This is a genomic window from Amycolatopsis sp. GA6-003, from assembly GCF_046267895.1.
Taxonomy (GTDB): Bacteria; Actinomycetota; Actinomycetes; order Mycobacteriales; family Pseudonocardiaceae; genus Amycolatopsis.
In genome coordinates this window covers 1,697,214-1,715,272 of record NZ_CP176499.1, presented here as the reverse complement: position 1 = coordinate 1,715,272, position 18,059 = coordinate 1,697,214, and the positions used below count along the sequence as shown (strand labels likewise).

Genomic DNA, 18,059 nt, shown 5'->3' with positions numbered 1-18,059 from the left:
GATGCCACCGAAAGGCCGCGCCGCGGAGATCCTGGCGACGTTCACCCGCCGCGTCGCCGAACGCGGCTACGACGCCACGAACTTCTCCGACATCGCCGGCGAGCTGGGGCTGTCGAAGGGCACCATCGTGCACCACTTCGGCACGAAGGACCGGCTGTTCGCCGCGCTGCACGAGTCGTACCTGCGCCGGAGGCTCGCCGAGGCCAAGCTGATCCGCGACCGCCTCGCGACGCCGACGCAGCGCCTGGCCGGGCTGCTGTACGCGTTCGTGCTGTACCAGGTGGTGGACCGGGAGGCGACCGTCGCCTTCCAGCGCGAGGTCGTCCGGCTCGCCGACCACGAAGCGATGGCCGAGGGCCGCCGGTTGCGCGCGGAATACCTTCAGCTGGTGCGCGCGACACTGTCCGAAGGGGTCGCGTCGGGGGAGTTCCGGCCGTGTGATGTGGAGGTGCAGAGCCTGCTGATCTTCGGGTCGGCGCACTGGGCGTGGACGTGGTTCGACCCGGCCGGCCCGGCGCCGGCGGAGCAGGTGGGTGCGCAGCTGGTCGACCTGGTCCTCGGCGGGTTGCTGACGCGTCGCACCCGGCTCGGGGGGTTGACCGGAGTGGACGGAAAGATCGCCGAGGTCGTGCATCAGTCCATTGCGGACACTACCGGATCCTGAGCCGCCGCATCATCTTCAGCCCGGACAGCATTCCCTCCACGTACTTCTCGTACTTCTGCCCCGGCCGCGGGCTCATCACCGGCTTCTTCAGCACTGCCAGGTTCTGCACGTCGGTGTATTTCAGCAGACCCTGGTCCCCATGCCGGGCGCCCACCCCGGAGGTCTTGACCCCGCCGGACGGGGTTCCCTTGGCGGCGTACGCGGTCGCCAGGCTGTCGTTCACGTTGACGTTTCCCGTCTCCAGCCGGGCCGCTACCGCGGAGGCCGCGCGGATGTCCTTGCCCCATACCGAAGCGTTCAGGCCGTAGTCGGTGTCGTTGGCCAGCTCGACGGCCTCGTCCACCGTCCGGTACCGGTGCAGCGCCACGACCGGGCCGAAGGTTTCGGTGACCCCGCACAGCATGTCCTTCGTGACGCCTTCGAGGATGGTCGGCTCGAAGAACGCCGGGCCGAGGTCCGGCCGGGGGCGTCCGCCGCACAGGACGGTCGCTCCCTTAGAGACCGCATCGTCCACATGGGACTTGACGCGGTGCATGTGGTCCACCGAGACCAGCGAACCCATTTCCGGCCCGAAATCGTAAGCCGCTCGCACGTCCAGCGCGGAAGCCTTGGCGACAAAGGCTTCCTTGAATTCCTCGTAACGCGACTCCGGCAGGTAGATCCGCTCGATGTGCATGCAGATCTGCCCGGTGTTGCCGAACGCGCCGAACACCGCGCCCGGCACCACGTCGGCGAAATCGGCGTCCGGCAGCACGATCATCGGGTTCTTGCCGCCGAGCTCGAGACAGCAGCCGATCAGGTTCCGGCCCGCCCGTTCGCCGATCACCTTTCCGGTGGCGGTGGAGCCGGTGAACATCACGTAGTCGGCCTGGTCGATCAGCGTCGGGCCGACATCTGGGCCTTCGCCGCACACGACCTGGAACAGGCCGTGCGGCAGCCCGGCTTCTTCGAGCAACTGCACGCCGTACAGCGGGGACAGCGCGGTTTTGTTGTCCGGCTTCAACACCACCGCGTTGCCCGCCAGCAATGCCGGAATGGCGTCGGAAATGCCGGTCGCGAACGGGAAATTCCACGGCGCGATGATTCCGACCACGCCCTTGGGCACCCGGATCTCGGTCGACGAAGACACCAGCGGAACCGGCCCGCCGCGTCGAGCCGGGGCGAGCAGTTTGGGCGCCCGTCGCAGATAGTGGCTCATGACCATCGGCGGATCGCACGTTTCCTCGATCGCCATCCGCCGGTTCTTTCCGCTTTCGACCTGGATCAGGTCGGCGATCGTGCGCGCCCGGTCGAGGAACAGCGAATGCGCCCGCCGGAATACCGCGAGCCGCTGCTTGAGCGGCGTCGCGGCCCATTTCGCCTGCGCCGCCCGCGCGGTGGCGAAGGCCTGCTCGATGTCGGACGGCGTCGACTGCGGCAGGTCCACCAGGACGTCGCCGGTGTAGACCTCGGTGAGCGGCCACACCGCACCGCCCGAGCCGGGCACGCGCGCGACGAGCCGGCGGAGGAAGTCGTCGGTCGCCGAAGCCGGGAGGGTGGGCCGGACCGGGCTGAGGGTCATGGTCTTCCGCTCCTGTTCAATTGCCGGAAAGGACCAGCTGCGCGCCCATTTCGCCGATCATGATGCAGGGCGCGTTGGTGTTGCCGCCGGTGATCGACGGCATGATCGAGGCGTCGCAGACCCGCAGCCCGTCGATCCCGCGGACCTTGAGGTCGGGCCCGACGACAGCCAGGTCGTCCACGCCCATCCGGCAGGTGCCGACGCCGTGGTACACCGAGGTCGCGCGGTTGAGGATCGCGTCGCGCAGCTCCTGGCCGCGCAGGTGCCGGCCCGGGTGGATCTCCTCGTTGACCGAGCCCTTGAACGCCTTCGACGCGAAGATCTCGCGCACCATCTCCGATCCCTCGCCGAGCACCTCGAGGTCGGACGGGTCGGAGAGGTACTGCGGGTCGATCAGCGGAGCCGCGGCCGGATCCGCCGAGGCGAGCCGGATCGTGCCGCGGCTCTTCGGGTAGATCAGCGTGGTGAGCACGGTCAGCGCCGGGCGCTTGTCGACCGGATGCCGGACCGGCGCGTCCTGGTTCGGCGACACGTACGCCCACGGCAGCAGGTGCAGCTGCAGGTCCGGCACGTCCCCGGCCTGCGACGTCTTGAGGAACGCGAGCGCCTCGAACACCGAGTTCGCCAGGAACGTCGAACCCGGCTTGAGCAGTTCCCGGGCCATCCCGCGGGCGAAGTACGGCGCGGTGCCCTTGTTCTTGCACGACGACACCTGGAACGTCAGCGCGTGGAACATGTGGTCGTGCAGGTTGTCGCCGACCGGCAGATCGGCGAGCACCTCGATGCCGTGCTCCCTGAGGTGCTCGGCGTGCCCGATCCCGGACAGCATCAGCAGCTGCGGCGAACCGACGAACCCGGCGGAGAGGATGACCTCCTTGCCGGCCCGGACGGTGCGGCGCTTGCCGTTGGCGTCGGTCACCTCGACGCCGGTCGCGCGGCCGTTCTCGATCACGACTTTCCGCACGAACACGCGGGATTGGATCTCGAGCGTCCGGGGCGCGAGGTGGTGCAGGTAGCCGCGCGAGGCGCTGTAGCGGAGGCCGTCGGCAGCGTTCTGCTGCATCCGGCTGACGCCTTCCTGCGATGCGCCGTTGTAGTCGTCGATGATCTCGCAGCCGATCGCGTCGGCCGTCGCGTCGAGGAACTGCAGCGTGCCTTCCTGCGGGATCTTGTTGCGGGTGATCTTGATCGGCCCGCCCGCGCCGCGGAAGGCGTTCTCGCCGTCCTCGAAGTCCTCCATGCGCTTGTACGCGGCGTTGACGCTGTCGGCGTCCCAGCCGGTGTTGCCTTCCGCCGCCCAGGAGTCGAAATTCGCCCGGTTGCCGCGGACGTAGACCATTCCGTTGACCGAACTGGAGCCGCCGAGCACCTTCCCCCGCGGCACCGGCATGCGCCGATCGAGAACATGTTTCTGCGGGACCGAGTAGTACCCCCAGTCGCTCATTTTCTTCAGCTGGGGCACCGCGTGCAACGGCGCGACCAACCCCGGCTTGCGCAGCAGCAGCTGGTTGTCGCTCTTGCCCGCTTCGAGCACGATCACGCTGGCCCCGGACTCCGCGAGCCGCCCCGCGACGGCAGCCCCCGAGCTGCCCGACCCGACGACCACGTAGTCGGCTTCGCTCTTTCGGGCCACCCTGGCTGCCATGTCCGCTCCTCGTCCCGCGCCCCGCCGAAACTGTAACCTGTTCTAGTTCAGGCACGGTATAGCTTTCCCGTCGCACGCGCAACGCCTCGCGGGCTCGCGCGCAAACCGGATCGACTCGCCTTGGGGACCGAGGAAGCGCACCGCCTGTGCCCGGAGCGCCTGGCGTTCCGCCGCGACCCCGCGTGAGCGGCCTTGCTCCGTTCGGTGCGACCCCGCGCACGTCGGCCGCGCAAACCGGGCCATAGCGGACACCTCGGACCCGCGGGCGATTGACGGCGGGCCGGGCGCCGCCGTACCGTGCTGCTCGCGCGACGGCTTCCCGAAGCCGGTGAGATTCCGGCACGGTCGCGCCACTGTGTGCCCATCGCGGGCGAGTCAGGTCGAGGAGCCGTCGTCAGGTCCACCCGCAAGGGACGCGTCATCCCGAAGGAGAGCCATGGCCACCATTCCGGCCGACCGGTCCACCCCGGTCGTTCTGCCCGTCTCGAAAGCCGCTTTGCTGCTCGGCGCGACGATCGTCGGCGCGCTGCTGCTGTACTACTTCATCGGCGTCGACCAGGGCGCGGTCTCGATCTTCGGCAGCGACACCCACGTGCACGAGTTCGTCCACGACGCGCGGCACTTCCTCGGCTTCCCCTGCCACTGACGCGCGCGCGGAACGGACAACCGAACAATGCAGAACAAGCTGATTCTGCGCGGCCTCCTCGCCGGAGCGCTGGGCGGACTGCTGGCGTTCGTCTTCGCCCGGATCTTCGCCGAACCGGTGACCCAGGCGGCGATCGACTACGAATCCGGCCGCGACGACGCGCGAATGGCGCTCGACAAGGCCGCCGGGATGCCCAGCGAACACGAAGGCCACGAGATTTTCAGCCGTGCCGTGCAAGGGAATCTCGGCCTCGGGCTCGGAATGGTGCTCTTCGGGGTCGCGATGGGCCTGCTGTTCGCGGTGACCTACACCGTGCTGCTGGGCCGGGTCGGCAAAATCCGGGCGCGGGTGCTGGCGGTGCTGGTGGCCGGGGCCGGATTCCTGACGCTGTACCTGGTGCCGTTCCTGAAATACCCGGCCAACCCGCCGGCGGTCGGGCACGAAGCCACCATCGGTGCGCGCACTGGGCTGTACTTGACGATGGTCGTCGCGTCAGTGCTCTTCCTGGTCGCTGCCGTCGTGGCGGGCAAACGGCTCGCGCCGCGGCTGGGCAACTGGAACGCGACGCTCGTCGCGGGTGCCGGGTTCGTCGTGCTGTCCGCGCTCCTGATGGCGGTGCTGCCGTCGCTGGGTTCGCTGGCCGTCAACGTCGCCGAATACGGCCCCCAGGCCAGCGAAATCCCGCTGCCGCTCAAGGGGCCCGACGGCCAGCTCGTGTACCCCGGATTCCCCGCCGACACCCTCGTCGAATTCCGGCTCTATTCGGTGCTGGCACAGGCCATTTTGTGGACGACCATCGCGCTCGTCTTCGGCCCGCTCGCCGAACGCGTGCTGGACCGCGGCCGCGCGGCTACCGTCGAGGCGTGAACCCGCTGACCGGACTGGGCCCGTTCTTCGCCGTCGACACGCATTCGGCGGGGGAACCGGCCGGGCCGTGGCGTCTTCTGTCCGAGGTGCTGGACGACGGCCCGGTGCTGCGCGACCGCGTCGCACAGAACCGGGCCGCGCTCGGCGGCGATTTCGTGGAACTGCGGGTCGCGGCGTCGATCGCCCATCTCGGGCTGGCGGCCCGGATCATCTCGCCCGCACTGGGTCTCGCGGTCGGCGCGGGAGCGGTGCCGGACTACTCGACGGCGTGGTGGCAGCCGAAGCTGGGCGGTGCGTTTCCGTTGTCGTTGGCGGAAAACCCGCCGGTCGAGTCCGAGGTGGCCGGTGCGTTCGCCGCCCGGGTCCTGCGCGGGCCGCTGGCGCGGCTGGACCAGGCGATGGCGCGGTTCTCGCTGGCCCGGAACGTCCGGCGGGGAAATGTGGCGTCGGCGTTGAACGGCGCGGTGACGGTCTTGCGGTCCGAGCGTCCGGAATGGACTGAACGGGTCGCCGGGATTGTTTCCGCGCTGGAGGAAACGCCGGAACTGGCCGGTACCGCGACCCGGGAGAACGGGCGGTTCCGGCGGCGCAGCTGCTGCTTGTTCTATCGCGCGGCGCCGGATCGGGACGGCCCGAAATGCGGGGACTGCGTGCTGGTGTGACGGACCTTCGCGCCGGTCGCGTCGGCGAGCGGGCGCGAAAACCGGCCGCCAGCGCCGAGTCACCCGAACGGGCGGACCCGACAGGGGCGGGGGCGTGCCGGGTTTGCCCGGAAACTGCGTAAGGTCGAACCTATGCCAGGGGATGACGGCCTGCTCACGCAGGACAGCACGCGCGGGCTCACCGCGGCCGAGGTGGCCGAGCGGGTCGCCGCGGGACGGACCAACGACGTGCCTTCGCGGACGAGCCGCAGCGCGTGGGAGATCGTCCGGTCGAACGTCTTCACCCGGATCAACGCGATCTTCGCGGTGCTCGCGGTCATCATCTTCTCCACCGGCTACCTGCTGGACGGCCTGTTCGCCGGGGTGATCGTCGCCAACAGCGTCGTCGGCATCGTGCAGGAGCTGCGGGCCAAGCGGACGCTGGACCGGCTCGCGATCGTCGGTCAGGTGCGCCCGCGCGTGCGCCGCGACGGGGTCAGCGGCGAGCTGGCCCCGGAGGAGGTCGTGGCCGACGACGTGATCGAGATCGGCGCGGGCGACCAGGTGGTGGTCGACGGCGAGGTGCTGGCCGCGGACGCGCTGGAGGTCGACGAATCGCTGCTCACCGGCGAATCGGACCCGGTGGTGAAGCGCGTCGGCGACCCGGTCATGTCCGGAAGTTTCGTGGTCGCAGGCAACGGCGCGTACCGGGCGACGAAGGTCGGCTCGGAGGCCTACGCGGCGAAGCTGGCCGAGGAGGCGGGCCGGTTCACGCTGGTCGATTCGGAGCTGCGGAACGGGATCAACAAGATCCTCAAGGTCATCACGTACCTGCTGATCCCGGCCGGCGCGCTGTCGGTCTACAACCAGCTTTCCGGTTCGCAGGAGCTTCCCGCCGCGCTGCGCGGGATGGTCGCGGCGCTCGTCCCGATGGTCCCCGAGGGCCTGATCCTGCTGACGTCGGTCGCGTTCGCGGTCGGCGTGATCCGGCTGGGCCGGCGGCAATGCCTGGTCAACGAGCTGCCCGCGATCGAAGGCCTGGCCCGGGTCGACGTCGTCTGCGCGGACAAGACCGGCACGCTCACCGAGAACACGATGCGGCTGTCCGAGCTGCGGCGGCTGCACGAGGTGGGCGAGGAGCCGGAAACCGTGCTGGCCGCGCTCGCCGCCGCCGACCCGCGGCCGAACGCCAGCCTGGCCGCGATCGCCGAGGGCTGCCCGGCCGCGCCGGACTGGACGCCGACCGCCGTCGTGCCGTTCTCGTCGGCGCGGAAGTGGAGCGGCGCGGCGTTCGGCGAGCACGGCGACTGGGTGCTCGGCGCGCCGGACGTGCTGCTGCCCGCCGAGTCGCAGGAGCGCGCGGAGGCGGAACGGATCGGCGCGCAGGGCCTGCGGGTGCTGCTGCTCGGCCGCGCGGCGAACGCGGTCGACGCGCCGGACGGGCCGGGCAAGGTCACGCCGGTGGCGCTGGCCGTGCTGGAGCAGAAGATCCGCGGCGACGCCCGCGAGACGCTGGACTACTTCGCCGCCCAAGGCGTCGCGGTGAAACTGATTTCGGGCGACAACGCGGTGTCGGTCGGCGGCGTGGCCCGCGCGCTGGCGCTGCCCGGCGGCGACGCCCCGGTCGACGCGCGGACGCTGTCGGACGAGCCCGGCAAGCTGGCCGACCAGCTGGAGGGCACCGCCGTGTTCGGCCGCGCGACGCCCGCGCAGAAGCGGGCGATGGTCGCGGCGCTGCAGGCGCGCGGCCACACGGTCGCGATGACCGGCGACGGCGTCAACGACGTCCTCGCGCTGAAGGACGCGGACGTCGGCGTCGCGATGGGCGCGGGCAGCCCGGCGACCCGGTCCGTCGCGCAGCTCGTATTGCTGGACAACGCTTTCGCCACCCTGCCGCACGTCGTCGGCGAGGGCCGCCGGGTGATCGGCAACATCGAACGCGTCGCGAACCTGTTCCTCACCAAGACGGTCTACTCGGTGCTGCTGGCGCTCATCGTCGGCGTGCCCGGGCTCATCGGCCTGGACGCGATGCCGTACCCGTTCCTGCCGAGGCACGTGACGATCGTCGGCTGGTTCACGATCGGCCTGCCCGCGTTCGTGCTCTCGCTGGCCCCCAACAACGACCGTGCGCGCCCCGGATTCGTCGGCCGCGTGCTGCGGATGGCCGTTCCGGCCGGGGTGGTGATCGGAGCCGCGTCGTTCGCCGCCTACCTCGTGGTCCACCCCGGCACCGCGACCACCGAGGCCGAGCAGGTGCAGGCGAGCACCACGGCGTTGATGACGTTGATGGCGCTGGCGCTGTGGGTGCTGGCGGTCGTCGCGCGGCCCTGCACCTGGTGGAAGGCCGCGCTGGTCGCGACGATGGCGGTCGTTTCGGCGCTGATGTTCCTGCTGCCGTGGACGCGCGAGATCTTCCAGCTGGACCCGAGCAACGCCAGGTACACCCTCACCGCGGTGTGCTGTGCCGCGGCGGGGGTGGTGCTGATCGAGATCGGGCGGTGGATCGGGAACCGGATCGGGAAGTAGCTCACCGGGGGACGCGATCGGCCTTCGGGAGCCGGAGGTCGATCTGGAATCCGCGCTCGCCGTGGGTGATGAACGCTTCGCAGCGCGGGACGCCGGTGACGAGATGCCGGTAGCGGGCGCTCATCGCGGCGGTCAGTTCGCCGACGCGCTGGCCGTCGAGCCGGACCTCGATCGCGTAGGACCCCTTGTGCTTGCCACTGGACACAGTGGACGGTGCGAGGTCGGCGGCGACGATCGTGCGCGGCGCGCCGGAGTGGTAGCGCCGCAAGGTTTCCTGATGGTTTTCCTCTTTGGTGACGGTGACCGTCCGCTCCGGCTCCAGGAGATCGGCCTCGGCGGCGAGATTGGCGATCTCCAGCGCGTCCGGGCCCGCGAGATGCAGATACATTCCGTAGTGGCGGCCGTTCCCGCCGCCGGTGATCCGTGCCGGGCAGGTTCCGGCGTATCCGCTTTGGGCGAGCGCGCGGAGAACGGGCTGATAGCGGCGAGCGTCCGCGCGGGACAGATAGCCGACCGTTTCCGTGCCGGCGGGGTTGACCGCGTCCACGCGGACCGCGTGGAGATCATGGGGATTCTGCGGTTCCGGGACGAGGAGAGCGACGGCCGGGAGATGCTGGTCGAAGCCTTCGCCGGCGGCGATTCCGCGGGCCGCCCGCTGCAGTGCGGGCTGGTAGTGCGCTTCGCCGACGATCGCGACTCGTCCATCCGCCGACAGCCGCCGCCGGGTCAGCGGGGCGGCCGGGACCTGGGTCCGGGCGGGCGCGGCCGGTACGGCGGCTGGCTTGGCCACCGCCACCGGCGGCGCGTCGGTCCTGGTCATCGCTCGCAGCGCGTCCGCGAGCGCCCAACTCGCTCGCGGGGTCGAGAAGGCGAAGGTCGCGCGGTAGCCGTTCGGCCCGGACAGCCGCAGCGAACCGTATTCCACGACCGGGAGCCGCCGGTTGTTCTTGTACCGCCGGTCCGGCCCGCCCTTGACGTTCACGTACTGCCAGGTCTCGTCGACAACGCGGGAATCGCTGGGCACCGAGCCGTCCTCGATGAACCGTTGCACGTCCGCCTCGATCCGCAGCTCGCGGTACTCGACGTCGGCGTACTGCTTGCCCTCGCGCAGCAGGATCCGGTCGGGCAGGAAGTAGGCCGCCCGGTGGCTCGTGGCGAGCGACGGGACTGCGATGTTCGCCGAGAGGTGCGGCGGCCCGCCGATGCCCCGGTCCAGCGAATGCCGTTTGACCAGCGCGGACGCTCCGGCGTTGAGCTTGTGCTGCCGCGTGGTCGACAACGCCGCCGACGCGACGACGTGCCAGGCCCGGCGTGCCTCCCGCACCGGTCCGAAGGCGTCGACCAGTCCCTGGAACCGTCGCGCGTCCCCGGCGTCCTGCACGTCGTAGAAGCCCACGACCGTCCGGCGGATCCGGTCGTGCAGGAAAACCCATGCGGTGAGCGGCGCCCCGGCCAGCAGCGTCCACGGCGACGCGGCCGCGAGTGCCAGCGCGAGCACCAGCACCCACGGCCACCACCGCATCGACCGCGCCGCGGCGTTGAGCTGGCTGACGAACTCGCTCGAATCGGCGGCCGCCATTTCGAGGGTGGTCGCGCCGGTGATGTCGGCCAGGACGACCTCGCTCGCGGGCAGCAGCGGCGGTGCGCTCGGGGCCGGTGTCCGGGTCGTTGTCCGCGTCGTGGTCCGGTAGCTGACCAGCCCGCCGCCGAGCGTGACGTAAGCGCCGCGCGGGCCGGCCCCGACGCGGAACCCGGGCACCCCGGCCGACGCGCCGAGCCCGGCCCGCGACATGCTCACGCGCAGCGGACCGACGTTGACCCTCGTACGCAGATAGAACGACATAGGCGACCTTCGACGGACGGCATTGGCCCGCTCTGGATCGCCGTGCGTGCGCCGACTGTTACGCGTCGGTCGGGAGACGGTGCTGCAACGCGCCCAGCCGCTCGCCCCGCTCCTGATCGCGCGCGTCCTGCGCGGCCATTTCCGCGTCGGTCAGCACGATCGCGTCCGGACCCGGGAAGACCGTCGAATCGTGGTCCGCTCCGGCCCAGCGGACGGTGAACGGCGGCCCGCCGTCCGGCGAGCCCACGGCCACGATGCGGCCCCGGTGCTCCGGCACGTCCACGTGGATCCCCTTCACGACCAGCCAGTCTCCGCGCTGTGCGTGCATGGTTCCTCCTCTGGCGGATGCTCCTCGCCCGACGCGATACCTCGCCGCGCCGGACGCGAAACCTCGGAGTAGTCCGATCAGGTGCGGGCAAGCGGCCTGCGGGTTCGGCCAGCCCGGTCCGCACGGCGGCGCCGGGGCAGGCCCGGTCCGCGTCAGCCGCCCAGATGAGCCAGGAACTCGTCGTTGAACCGCTGCCCGATCCGCTGCACGGCGTGCGGGCTGCCCGGGAACAGCACCCGCTTGGCGGACAGCGTTTCCGCCAGCGCGCCGGCGACGTCCTCGAATCCCGGGGTGCCGCCGCCGGTCACCACCAGCTTCGGGAACGACGTGCGGGGCCAGCGCCTCCGCCGGGACACCGGTTTCCCACGGCCGTTCCGTCATCAGGTTGCGGGCGGCCTCCAGCAGCGGCGGCGGAAGCGGCAGTTCGACGTTCAGCACCCGCAGGAACCCGGCCACGAACGTCGCGGGGTCGGCCGCCCAGTAGCCGCGGAGGGCGACCGCGAGCCGGTCGGCACCGAGGCGACCGGAGCAGTTCGGCAGGGCGGGCGGCTCCGCCACGGTGAGCGACCAGACCTTGTCCGGCGCCAGCGCGGCGGCCCGCATCCGCCCATCGACGTGCCGAGCAGGTGCGCGCGGTCGCCGAGGAGTCCGGCTACGTCGGCGGCGTCGCGGTCCGGGTCGATCCGAGCGGCCGGCGGGCTCGGCTGGCAGCCCCGGCGGTACGGCGCGATGATCCGGAACCGGCCGACAAACGCCTTCTGCCCGGCGAACGCGGCGGCGGCCGAACTCAGGCTGCCGTGCACCATGAGCAGGTGGCGGGCGCCGTCCTCCTTGCCCGCGGCGATGTGGCCCTTGATGAACTCGGCCCGTTCGGCGCGGCCGGAAGAGGTGCCGTAGGGGGAAACGAACTGCCCGTCCGGGACCCAGGCATCGACCCACCCGTCGACGTCGTGGTTGTCGAGGGCGCGCATCTGGGCGTGGGAAAGCTCGACGATCGCGAGCTTGTCCTCAGTGGATAGTGGCATGGCGGCGTTCTCCTTTGCCGGTGCGGACTTGCGATGCGCAGAGTCTGCGCAGCCCGCCGCGCCGCGACTATCGCCTGCGCGAACCGCCGTCGTCGGGTTCGCGCAGCACCGCGGACGGCGATGCGCCGAACCGCCGTGTGAACTGGGCGGCGAAATCGCCGAGATGCACGAAGCCGCAAGCGAGCGCGGGCGCGGTCACCATGGTGCTGGCCGGATCCGCGGCGGCCAGCAGCGCGCGGGCCCCCGCCGGACGCGGGCCGACGACGGCGCTTTCCCTTTGTTGGCAAGGGTTTCGCTGAGGGTATTCGGGTGGCCGAGCAACAGCGTCTCGGCCAGCAGCGCGTCGAGATGTCCCGGCCGCGCGCCCTCGGCGGACAGGTGGATCGCCGCTTCGGCCAGCGCGCGCTCGTCGTGCCGTAGCCGAACCGCGCCCGGCCGGCCACCGGCAGCGAAAGCAGGAACTCGTCCTGTTCGGGAGCCAGTTCCGAGATGCGCACGGCCGCGCCGTGCCGTAGCCGGCTCACCGAATCGGTCGCGGCCTGCTGACCACCTTTTCGCCGGCTTACCCGAGCTTCGCGGTGACCACCGGACGTTCGGTCGGCCCGCTGTTCACATTGGTCCGCCGGTGCCATCGCAACCGGTCGTCCTCGAACTCGATGGTGACCGTGTCGTGGAACGGCGATTCCACGAAATACCACTCCAACACCAATTCCCCCGGAGAACGCCACTGCGCGGCAGCGAGGACACGCGTCGATTCGGCCTGATACGAGTGGTGCAGCTGCCAAGTGGTCACGCCGGTGTCCGACTCGACCCAAGCGGACAGTCCACATCGGACTGAGTGGCGGCCGCGCGCATCGTCCAAAGTCACTACCAGGACGTCATCGTCCACAGTGAACGAGATTTCCGAAAGGTCGTCCTCATTGGACTCGCATTCGTACCGCTTGCCGTCCACGTCAACGGAAGTCGGCGAAAGCGCGGGCGCATCCACGACAAGGTCAGCGGCCAGCGAAGCATCGGCCACAGTGGACGGAGTGCCGTCGAACGCGGGAACCAGCAGGTCGTGCACCAGTCCGGACAACAGGCGGTGCTTCCCGTGCGTGATGCTGCCGGTAGTGACGACCACGGCATCATGCTGGGGGAGCACGAAGACGTCTTGGCCGAACATTCCGGAAGCCCGGTAGCCGCCGTCGGCGTCGAGCCAGAGTTGGTAGCCGTAGCCTTCCGGGCGTTCCTCTCCGCCGGAACCCGGGGCCGGGACGAATTCGGTGCCGTTCCAGCTTCCGGCGTCGGCGTTCGGGACGTGCCACGCGGTCGCCTCGCGCACCCAGCCCGCGGGCAGGATCCGGTCGCCCTGCCAGATTCCGTCGTGCAGGTGCAGGACGCCCCATTTCAGGAAGTCGATGCTGCGCAGGCTCAAACCGTTTCCGCCGGAGCAGATGCCCTCCGGGTCGGTGTCCCAGCTGTGGCCGGAAAAACCGAGCGGTTCGAACAGTCGCGGCCGCAGGTAGTCGAACACCGACTGGCCGGACGCTCGCTGCACGATGGCGGACAGCATGTGCGACGTCGCGCTGGAGTAGGTGAACGCCTTGCCCGGCGGCAACTCGACCGGCGTGCGCAGGTATTCCCGCACCCAGCTGGTCTTCAGCAGCCGCCAGGTCTTGCCGGACAGGCCGACGCGGTGGCCGGTCCGCATGGTCAGCAGGTCTTCGACGGTGATCGCGCGCAGGTGTTCCGAGGCGTCGGGCGGCACGAGTTCCGGGAAGAACGAGACCAGGCGGTCGTCCAGCCGCAGCAAACCCTCGTCCCGGGCGAGGCCGATCGCCGTGCCGACAAAGGACTTCGTCGCCGAATGGGTCGTATGCGGCCGGTCCGCGCGGTAGGGCCACCAGTAGTGCTCGAACGCCAGCTTGCCCGACCGGTAGACGAGCAGGCTGTCGAGCGAGATCTCGTCGGCGGCCAGCCGCCGCAGGAAGCCGCGCACGCGGTGGGCGTCGAGGCCCGCTTCGGACGGGGCGACGGAGGGGAAAGCAGAGGTCACGAAGGCTCCCGGACGAGTGTTTTCTTGCGGTTCGCGAGCCGTTCGGCGACCCGCGAAAGGAGGATGTTCACGATGATGTAAAGCAGCCCGGCCCCGACGTAGGCCTGGATGAAGTCGCCGCTGAACTCGCCGAGCACCTTGCCGTTGTTCAGCAGTTCGGCGATGCCGACGACGTAGCCGAGGCTGGATTCCTTGATCACCCGCACGGTCTGGCTGATCAGCGCGGGCGCGAGCGCGCGGGCCGCCTGCGGGAGCACGACGAACGTCATGACCTCCCAGTGCCGCAGGCCGATCGCGTGCCCGGCCTCGCTCTGCCCGCGCCCCACGGCGAGGATCCCGGCCCGCACGATCTCGGCGAAGATCGCCCCGGCGTGCGCGACGATCGCCAGCACCAGCTGCCAGAAGATCGGCACCCGGACCCCGAGGATCGGCAGCCCGAACATGAAGAAGAACAGGATCAGCAGCAGCGGCATCGCGCGGAAGAACTCGATCACGGTCGCGGACGGCCAGCTCAGCCACCGCTTCCGGCTCAGCCGGCCGAGTGCGAGCAGCACGCCGAGCGCGACCGACAGCACCGTCGACACCACGCCGACCAGCAGCGTCATCGCCAAGCCCTGCCCCAGGAACCGCAGCATGGCGCCGTCGGCGAGGATCGCCCAGCGGGCCGGGTCGAGCTGGCCGGAGGCGCCGAGCCGGACGAGCACGAGGGTCAGCAAACCGAGCAGCACGAGTCCGCAAAGGATCGACACGGTGCGCAGCCGGGCCTTGGCCTTCGGGCCGAGCGCGTCGAAAAGGATGTCGTCGTTCACCGGAGCACCCGGACCTTTCGCTCGATGAGCCGGACGACCCCGCTGACCGCCAGGTTGATCGCCAGATAACCGCAGGCCGCGACGGCGAAGGCCAGGATCGGCTCGGCGGTCTCGAGGTTGAACGAGCGGGTTTCCAGCGTCAGCTCGTCCACGCCGACGGCCGCGCCGAGCGCCGACCCGAGCGCGACGTTGATCAGGATCGTGCCGAGCGGCTGCACCATCGCGCGAAACGCTTGCGGCAGCAGGACGTCCAGCACGACCCGGCGGAACGGCAGCCCGATCGCCCGGGCCGCTTCGACCTGCCCGCGATCCACCGCGCGGATGCCCGAACGGATGGTTTCGCAGACGTATGCGCCGAAGTAAATGCCCAGTGCGAGCACCAGACACCAGAACAACGGAATCAGCACGCCGGCGTCGGGCAGCCCGAAGATGAGCAACACCGCGATCAGCAGCAACGGCGAGTTGCGGACCAGGTCGACGTACAGCCGGCCGGCGATCCGCAGCGGCCGGACCGGGCTGATCCGGCAGATCGCGACGACGCAGCCGAGGACGAGCGCGAGCGGGAAGGCGCACGCGGTGAGCAGCAAAGTGGTGGTGAAACCGCCGAGGATTTCCCCGGCGTGACCGGAAAGCACGGGTGGTCTCCCTTCAGGAGCCGGGGACGGAGCCGGGCGCGGGCGGCTCGGGAGCGGGACCGGACACGAGCGGGCCGACGGTCTGTTCCCACAGCCGCCGCCAGCTGCCGTCGGCGGCGATGCGCCGCAGGAACCCGACGACGATCTGCTTGAACGCCGGATCGTCCTTCGGCAGCCCGATCCCGAACGGGCTGCTGCCGTACGTCGCGGGCGTCATCCGCAGCCGCGCGTCGACCGCCGCTTTGCCCAGCAGGATCGCGGTGTTCGCCGACCACGCTTGGACGCGGCCCTGCCGGACCGCGGCGGCGCACTGGCTCGATTCCTCGAACACCACCGCACGCGCCTGCGGACACGCCTTCTGCAGCGCTTCCTGCGCCGCGCCCGGCTGAACCGCGACGTCCTTGCCCGCCAGGTCGCGGACCGCGGTGATCCGGGGACCGTCCGCCGCGGTGACGATGCCGGAGCGCGCGACGTAGTACGGCCCGGCGAACGAGACGAGCCGCGCCCGGCTTTTGCTGATCGTGTAAGTACAGACGGCGACATCGACCGATTGGTTCTGCAGGATCGCTTCGCGTGTGTCGGCGCCGCCGGTGATGGTGTCCACCTCGGGCGTGCCGAGCAGGTATTTGGCCAGCAGCTGGGCGATCCCGATGTCGAACCCGGTGATCTTGCCGGTCGCCGGGTTCATCATGCCGAACCCGGGCGTGGTCACCGAACCGGACTGGCGCAGGACGCCCTGGGCGCGGATCCGGCGCAGCGTCGGCGTTTCCGGCAGGTCGGCGCCGACCGGACCGCGCGCGACGGCGTCGGCCTGATCGAGCGTGGCGTAGGCGGGGTTGCCCGCGGTGCGGGTGGTTCCGCCGCCGCAGGAGGCGAGCAGCGGGACCGTGCCGGCGGCGAGCAACGCGGTCCGGCGGGAGAAGAGGACGGACATGCGGACCTCCCGGCTCAGTGGCTGAGCACGCGGGCGAGGAAATCGCGCGCGCGTTCGGTCCGGGGCGAGCCGAAGAAGACGTCCGGCGCGGCGGATTCGGCGATCCGGCCGTCGGCCATGAACACGACGCGGTCGGCGGCCTTGCGGGCGAAGCCCATCTCGTGGGTCACCACGATCATGGTCATGCCGTCGGCGGCGAGCGCGGTCATCACGTCGAGCACCTCGTGGATCATCTCCGGGTCGAGCGCGCTGGTCGGTTCGTCGAACAGCAGCACGCGCGGCTCCATCGCCAGCGCGCGGGCGATCGCGACCCGCTGCTGCTGGCCGCCGGACAGCTGTGCCGGGTACTTGTCGCCGTGCGCGCCGACGCCCACCCGTTCCAGCAGCTCGTCGGCCCGTTTCCGCGCGTCGGCGCGGCTGAGCCCGCGCACGCGGACCGGGCCGAGCATCACGTTGTCCCGCACGGTTTTGTGCGCGAAGAGATTGAAGGACTGGAACACCATGCCGACGTCCGCGCGCAGCCGGGCGAGGTCCGCGCCCTCGGCGGGCAGCGGGCGGCCCTCGATCTCGATCGTGCCCTCGTCCGCGGTCTCCAGCCGGTTGACGCACCGGCACAGCGTCGATTTCCCGGACCCGGACGGGCCGATGACCACGACGACTTCGCCGCGCCGCACGTCGAGGTCGATCCCGGTCAGCACCCGGGCCGAGCCGAACGACTTGCCGACGCCGCGCAGCCGTACCAGAGGCTGATCTGTGCTCATGAGTGCTCCTCGTCGAGCCGGCGGGGTAGGGTTCACTACACAACGGAGAACCCTCCGGCATTTTGTAGTAGCCACTACGTCTAGTCAAGGGTGTCATGTCCACTACTTACCTCGGCGGCGACCATTTCGACGACCACGTCCGCGCCCGGCTCGACGACCTCAAGCCGGCGGAACGCCAGGTCGCGCGGTTCATGCTGGCCCATCCGAACGAGGTCCTGTTCTCCTCGGCGGGCGATCTCGGCGCGGCGGCCGGGACCAGCGACGCGACCGTGGTCCGCACCGCGAAAGCGCTCGGCTATTCGGGGCTGCCGGAGCTGAAGCGCCACCTCGGCCAGACGTTCACCGCGCGCACCGAGCCGACCGTCCGGCTGAGCGCGGCGATGGAGAACCTCGGGTCGACCGGCTCGCGCCAGATCGACCGCGTGATGGCCGACAGCGCCGAGCGGCTGCAGGAAATGCAGCGGCAGCTCGCGCCGGAGGCGGTCGAAGAGGCGGCGCAGCTGCTGCTCGACGCCCGGATGGTGTTCACCTGGGGGCTCGGGCTGTCGTCGGTCTGCGCCGAGTACGCCGCGTTCCGGCTGTCTCGGCGCGGCCTGGTGACGCGGCATTGCGCCGACACCGGGTTCCGGCTCGCGGACGCGTTGCTCCCGTTGACCGCCGAGGACGCGGTGCTGGTGTACGTCCCGGCTCGGCAGAACCGCGATGTCGAGCTGATCCTGCGTTACGCGGAGGAGGTCGGCGCGGCGGTAGTGCTCGTGACGAGCCAGCTGTCGGCGGACCTCGAATCCCGCGTCCGGGTAGTGCTGCCGGCGCCGGATTCCCCGACGAAGTTCACCGGCGAAACCCTGACCGCCTCGATCGTGACCGACATCCTGGCGCACACCATCGCGGGCCGGGAACCGGACCGCGCGAAGACGACCGCGGACCTGCTGACCCGCCTCCGGGCGGACCTCGGCGAGCGGAAGTAGCCCCTCGTGCGCGGCAATCGCGGTGAGAACCGCCGCGCCCGGCCCTCGCCGCGCTCCGGCCTCCGCACGGCTCTGCCCGTGTGCCGCCTCCGCCTCGTGAGTGCGTATCCCGGTTAGAACCGGGATCGCCGCTCACGAGTCTTGGCCACGCCTCGGTACTCGGGGCCT

General features: G+C 70.6%; 17 protein-coding genes and 1 riboswitch. Of the genes, 6 read left to right on the top strand and 11 right to left on the bottom strand.

The window, feature by feature from the left end; translation table 11 throughout:
• Position 1: 1 nt before the first annotated feature.
• Positions 2 to 664, top strand: coding sequence for a TetR/AcrR family transcriptional regulator (locus tag F9C12_RS07185; protein ID WP_409465258.1), 663 nt, complete (start codon positions 2 to 4; stop codon positions 662 to 664).
• Here the strand turns inward: F9C12_RS07185 and F9C12_RS07180 are convergent.
• Both F9C12_RS07180 and F9C12_RS07175 read right to left on the bottom strand, forming a co-directional pair.
• A complete protein-coding gene (locus F9C12_RS07180; protein ID WP_409465257.1) occupies positions 651 to 2,225 on the bottom strand; it encodes a succinic semialdehyde dehydrogenase in 1,575 nt (524 codons plus the stop codon). The two genes, F9C12_RS07185 and F9C12_RS07180, sit on opposite strands and share 14 nt — an antisense overlap.
• Before the next feature lie 16 nt (positions 2,226 to 2,241).
• Positions 2,242 to 3,870: a GMC family oxidoreductase gene (locus tag F9C12_RS07175; RefSeq protein ID WP_409181199.1), complete on the bottom strand. Its 1,629-nt coding sequence runs from the start codon at positions 3,868 to 3,870 to the stop codon at positions 2,242 to 2,244.
• Between the two features lie 324 nt (positions 3,871 to 4,194).
• A riboswitch (cobalamin riboswitch) is annotated at positions 4,195 to 4,250 on the top strand.
• A 56-nt stretch (positions 4,251 to 4,306) separates the two neighbouring features.
• Here F9C12_RS07175 and F9C12_RS07170 point away from each other — a divergent pair.
• The 4 genes from F9C12_RS07170 (at position 4,307) to F9C12_RS07155 (ending at position 8,550) form a co-directional block, all read left to right on the top strand.
• The gene (locus F9C12_RS07170) at positions 4,307 to 4,516 is read left to right on the top strand and encodes a CbtB-domain containing protein (RefSeq protein WP_009077103.1); all 210 of its coding nucleotides are present in this window, start codon (positions 4,307 to 4,309) and stop codon (positions 4,514 to 4,516) included.
• A gap of 27 nt (positions 4,517 to 4,543) precedes the next feature.
• Positions 4,544 to 5,383 (top strand): CbtA family protein, encoded by an 840-nt coding sequence (locus F9C12_RS07165; RefSeq protein WP_409465256.1) that lies wholly within the window; start codon positions 4,544 to 4,546, stop codon positions 5,381 to 5,383.
• Positions 5,380 to 6,045, top strand: a complete 666-nt coding sequence (locus F9C12_RS07160; RefSeq protein WP_409465255.1) for a (2Fe-2S)-binding protein — start codon at positions 5,380 to 5,382, stop codon at positions 6,043 to 6,045. The genes F9C12_RS07165 and F9C12_RS07160 overlap by 4 nt, the downstream gene beginning before the upstream one ends.
• Before the next feature lie 132 nt (positions 6,046 to 6,177).
• Positions 6,178 to 8,550, top strand: coding sequence for an HAD-IC family P-type ATPase (locus F9C12_RS07155; protein WP_409465254.1), 2,373 nt, complete (start codon positions 6,178 to 6,180; stop codon positions 8,548 to 8,550).
• Position 8,551: 1 nt separating this feature from the next.
• Here the strand turns inward: F9C12_RS07155 and F9C12_RS07150 are convergent, their stop codons facing one another.
• The 9 genes from F9C12_RS07150 to F9C12_RS07110 form a co-directional block, all read right to left on the bottom strand.
• Entirely contained in the window at positions 8,552 to 10,393 is a 1,842-nt protein-coding gene (locus F9C12_RS07150; protein ID WP_409465253.1) for a DUF4236 domain-containing protein, read from the bottom strand.
• A 58-nt stretch (positions 10,394 to 10,451) separates the two neighbouring features.
• Positions 10,452 to 10,721, bottom strand: coding sequence for a DUF1918 domain-containing protein (locus F9C12_RS07145; protein ID WP_409181193.1), 270 nt, complete (start codon positions 10,719 to 10,721; stop codon positions 10,452 to 10,454).
• Between the two features lie 152 nt (positions 10,722 to 10,873).
• Positions 10,874 to 11,077, bottom strand: a complete 204-nt coding sequence (locus tag F9C12_RS07140) for a hypothetical protein (RefSeq protein ID WP_409465252.1) — start codon at positions 11,075 to 11,077, stop codon at positions 10,874 to 10,876.
• 75 nt (positions 11,078 to 11,152) lie between these two features.
• Positions 11,153 to 11,746 carry a nuclear transport factor 2 family protein gene (locus F9C12_RS07135; RefSeq protein ID WP_409465251.1) on the bottom strand — a complete coding sequence of 198 codons (594 nt, stop codon included), beginning with the start codon at positions 11,744 to 11,746 and terminating at the stop codon, positions 11,153 to 11,155.
• Between the two features lie 562 nt (positions 11,747 to 12,308).
• Entirely contained in the window at positions 12,309 to 13,784 is a 1,476-nt protein-coding gene (locus tag F9C12_RS07130; RefSeq protein ID WP_409465250.1) for a serine hydrolase domain-containing protein, read from the bottom strand.
• Positions 13,781 to 14,593 (bottom strand): amino acid ABC transporter permease, encoded by an 813-nt coding sequence (locus F9C12_RS07125; RefSeq protein WP_409181189.1) that lies wholly within the window; start codon positions 14,591 to 14,593, stop codon positions 13,781 to 13,783. Before F9C12_RS07125 ends, F9C12_RS07130 begins: the two co-directional genes overlap by 4 nt.
• Positions 14,590 to 15,228, bottom strand: coding sequence for an amino acid ABC transporter permease (locus tag F9C12_RS07120; RefSeq protein ID WP_409465249.1), 639 nt, complete (start codon positions 15,226 to 15,228; stop codon positions 14,590 to 14,592). Before F9C12_RS07120 ends, F9C12_RS07125 begins: the two co-directional genes overlap by 4 nt.
• A 13-nt stretch (positions 15,229 to 15,241) precedes the next feature.
• Positions 15,242 to 16,162: a transporter substrate-binding domain-containing protein gene (locus F9C12_RS07115; protein ID WP_409465248.1), complete on the bottom strand. Its 921-nt coding sequence runs from the start codon at positions 16,160 to 16,162 to the stop codon at positions 15,242 to 15,244.
• Between the two features lie 14 nt (positions 16,163 to 16,176).
• Positions 16,177 to 16,923 carry an amino acid ABC transporter ATP-binding protein gene (locus F9C12_RS07110; protein WP_409181186.1) on the bottom strand — a complete coding sequence of 249 codons (747 nt, stop codon included), beginning with the start codon at positions 16,921 to 16,923 and terminating at the stop codon, positions 16,177 to 16,179.
• A 95-nt stretch (positions 16,924 to 17,018) separates the two neighbouring features.
• Between F9C12_RS07110 and F9C12_RS07105 the strand changes: the two genes are divergently transcribed.
• On the top strand, positions 17,019 to 17,891 hold the full coding sequence (locus F9C12_RS07105; protein WP_409181185.1) for a MurR/RpiR family transcriptional regulator: 873 nt from the start codon (positions 17,019 to 17,021) through the stop codon (positions 17,889 to 17,891).
• Positions 17,892 to 18,059: the final 168 nt, after the last annotated feature.

Excerpts from the sequence above, each read along its gene's own strand:
- F9C12_RS07185 (WP_409465258.1), top strand. The coding sequence starts at position 2 with ATGCCACCGAAAGGCCGCGCCGCGGAGATCCTGGCGACGTTCACCCGC.
- F9C12_RS07180 (WP_409465257.1), bottom strand. The coding sequence starts at position 2,225 with ATGACCCTCAGCCCGGTCCGGCCCACCCTCCCGGCTTCGGCGACCGAC.
- F9C12_RS07175 (WP_409181199.1), bottom strand. The coding sequence starts at position 3,870 with ATGGCAGCCAGGGTGGCCCGAAAGAGCGAAGCCGACTACGTGGTCGTC.
- F9C12_RS07170 (WP_009077103.1), top strand. The coding sequence starts at position 4,307 with ATGGCCACCATTCCGGCCGACCGGTCCACCCCGGTCGTTCTGCCCGTC.
- F9C12_RS07165 (WP_409465256.1), top strand. The coding sequence starts at position 4,544 with ATGCAGAACAAGCTGATTCTGCGCGGCCTCCTCGCCGGAGCGCTGGGC.
- F9C12_RS07155 (WP_409465254.1), top strand. The coding sequence starts at position 6,178 with ATGCCAGGGGATGACGGCCTGCTCACGCAGGACAGCACGCGCGGGCTC.
- F9C12_RS07150 (WP_409465253.1), bottom strand. The coding sequence starts at position 10,393 with ATGTCGTTCTATCTGCGTACGAGGGTCAACGTCGGTCCGCTGCGCGTG.
- F9C12_RS07145 (WP_409181193.1), bottom strand. The coding sequence starts at position 10,721 with ATGCACGCACAGCGCGGAGACTGGCTGGTCGTGAAGGGGATCCACGTG.
- F9C12_RS07135 (WP_409465251.1), bottom strand. The coding sequence starts at position 11,746 with ATGCCACTATCCACTGAGGACAAGCTCGCGATCGTCGAGCTTTCCCAC.
- F9C12_RS07115 (WP_409465248.1), bottom strand. The coding sequence starts at position 16,162 with ATGTCCGTCCTCTTCTCCCGCCGGACCGCGTTGCTCGCCGCCGGCACG.
- F9C12_RS07110 (WP_409181186.1), bottom strand. The coding sequence starts at position 16,923 with ATGAGCACAGATCAGCCTCTGGTACGGCTGCGCGGCGTCGGCAAGTCG.
- F9C12_RS07105 (WP_409181185.1), top strand. The coding sequence starts at position 17,019 with ATGTCCACTACTTACCTCGGCGGCGACCATTTCGACGACCACGTCCGC.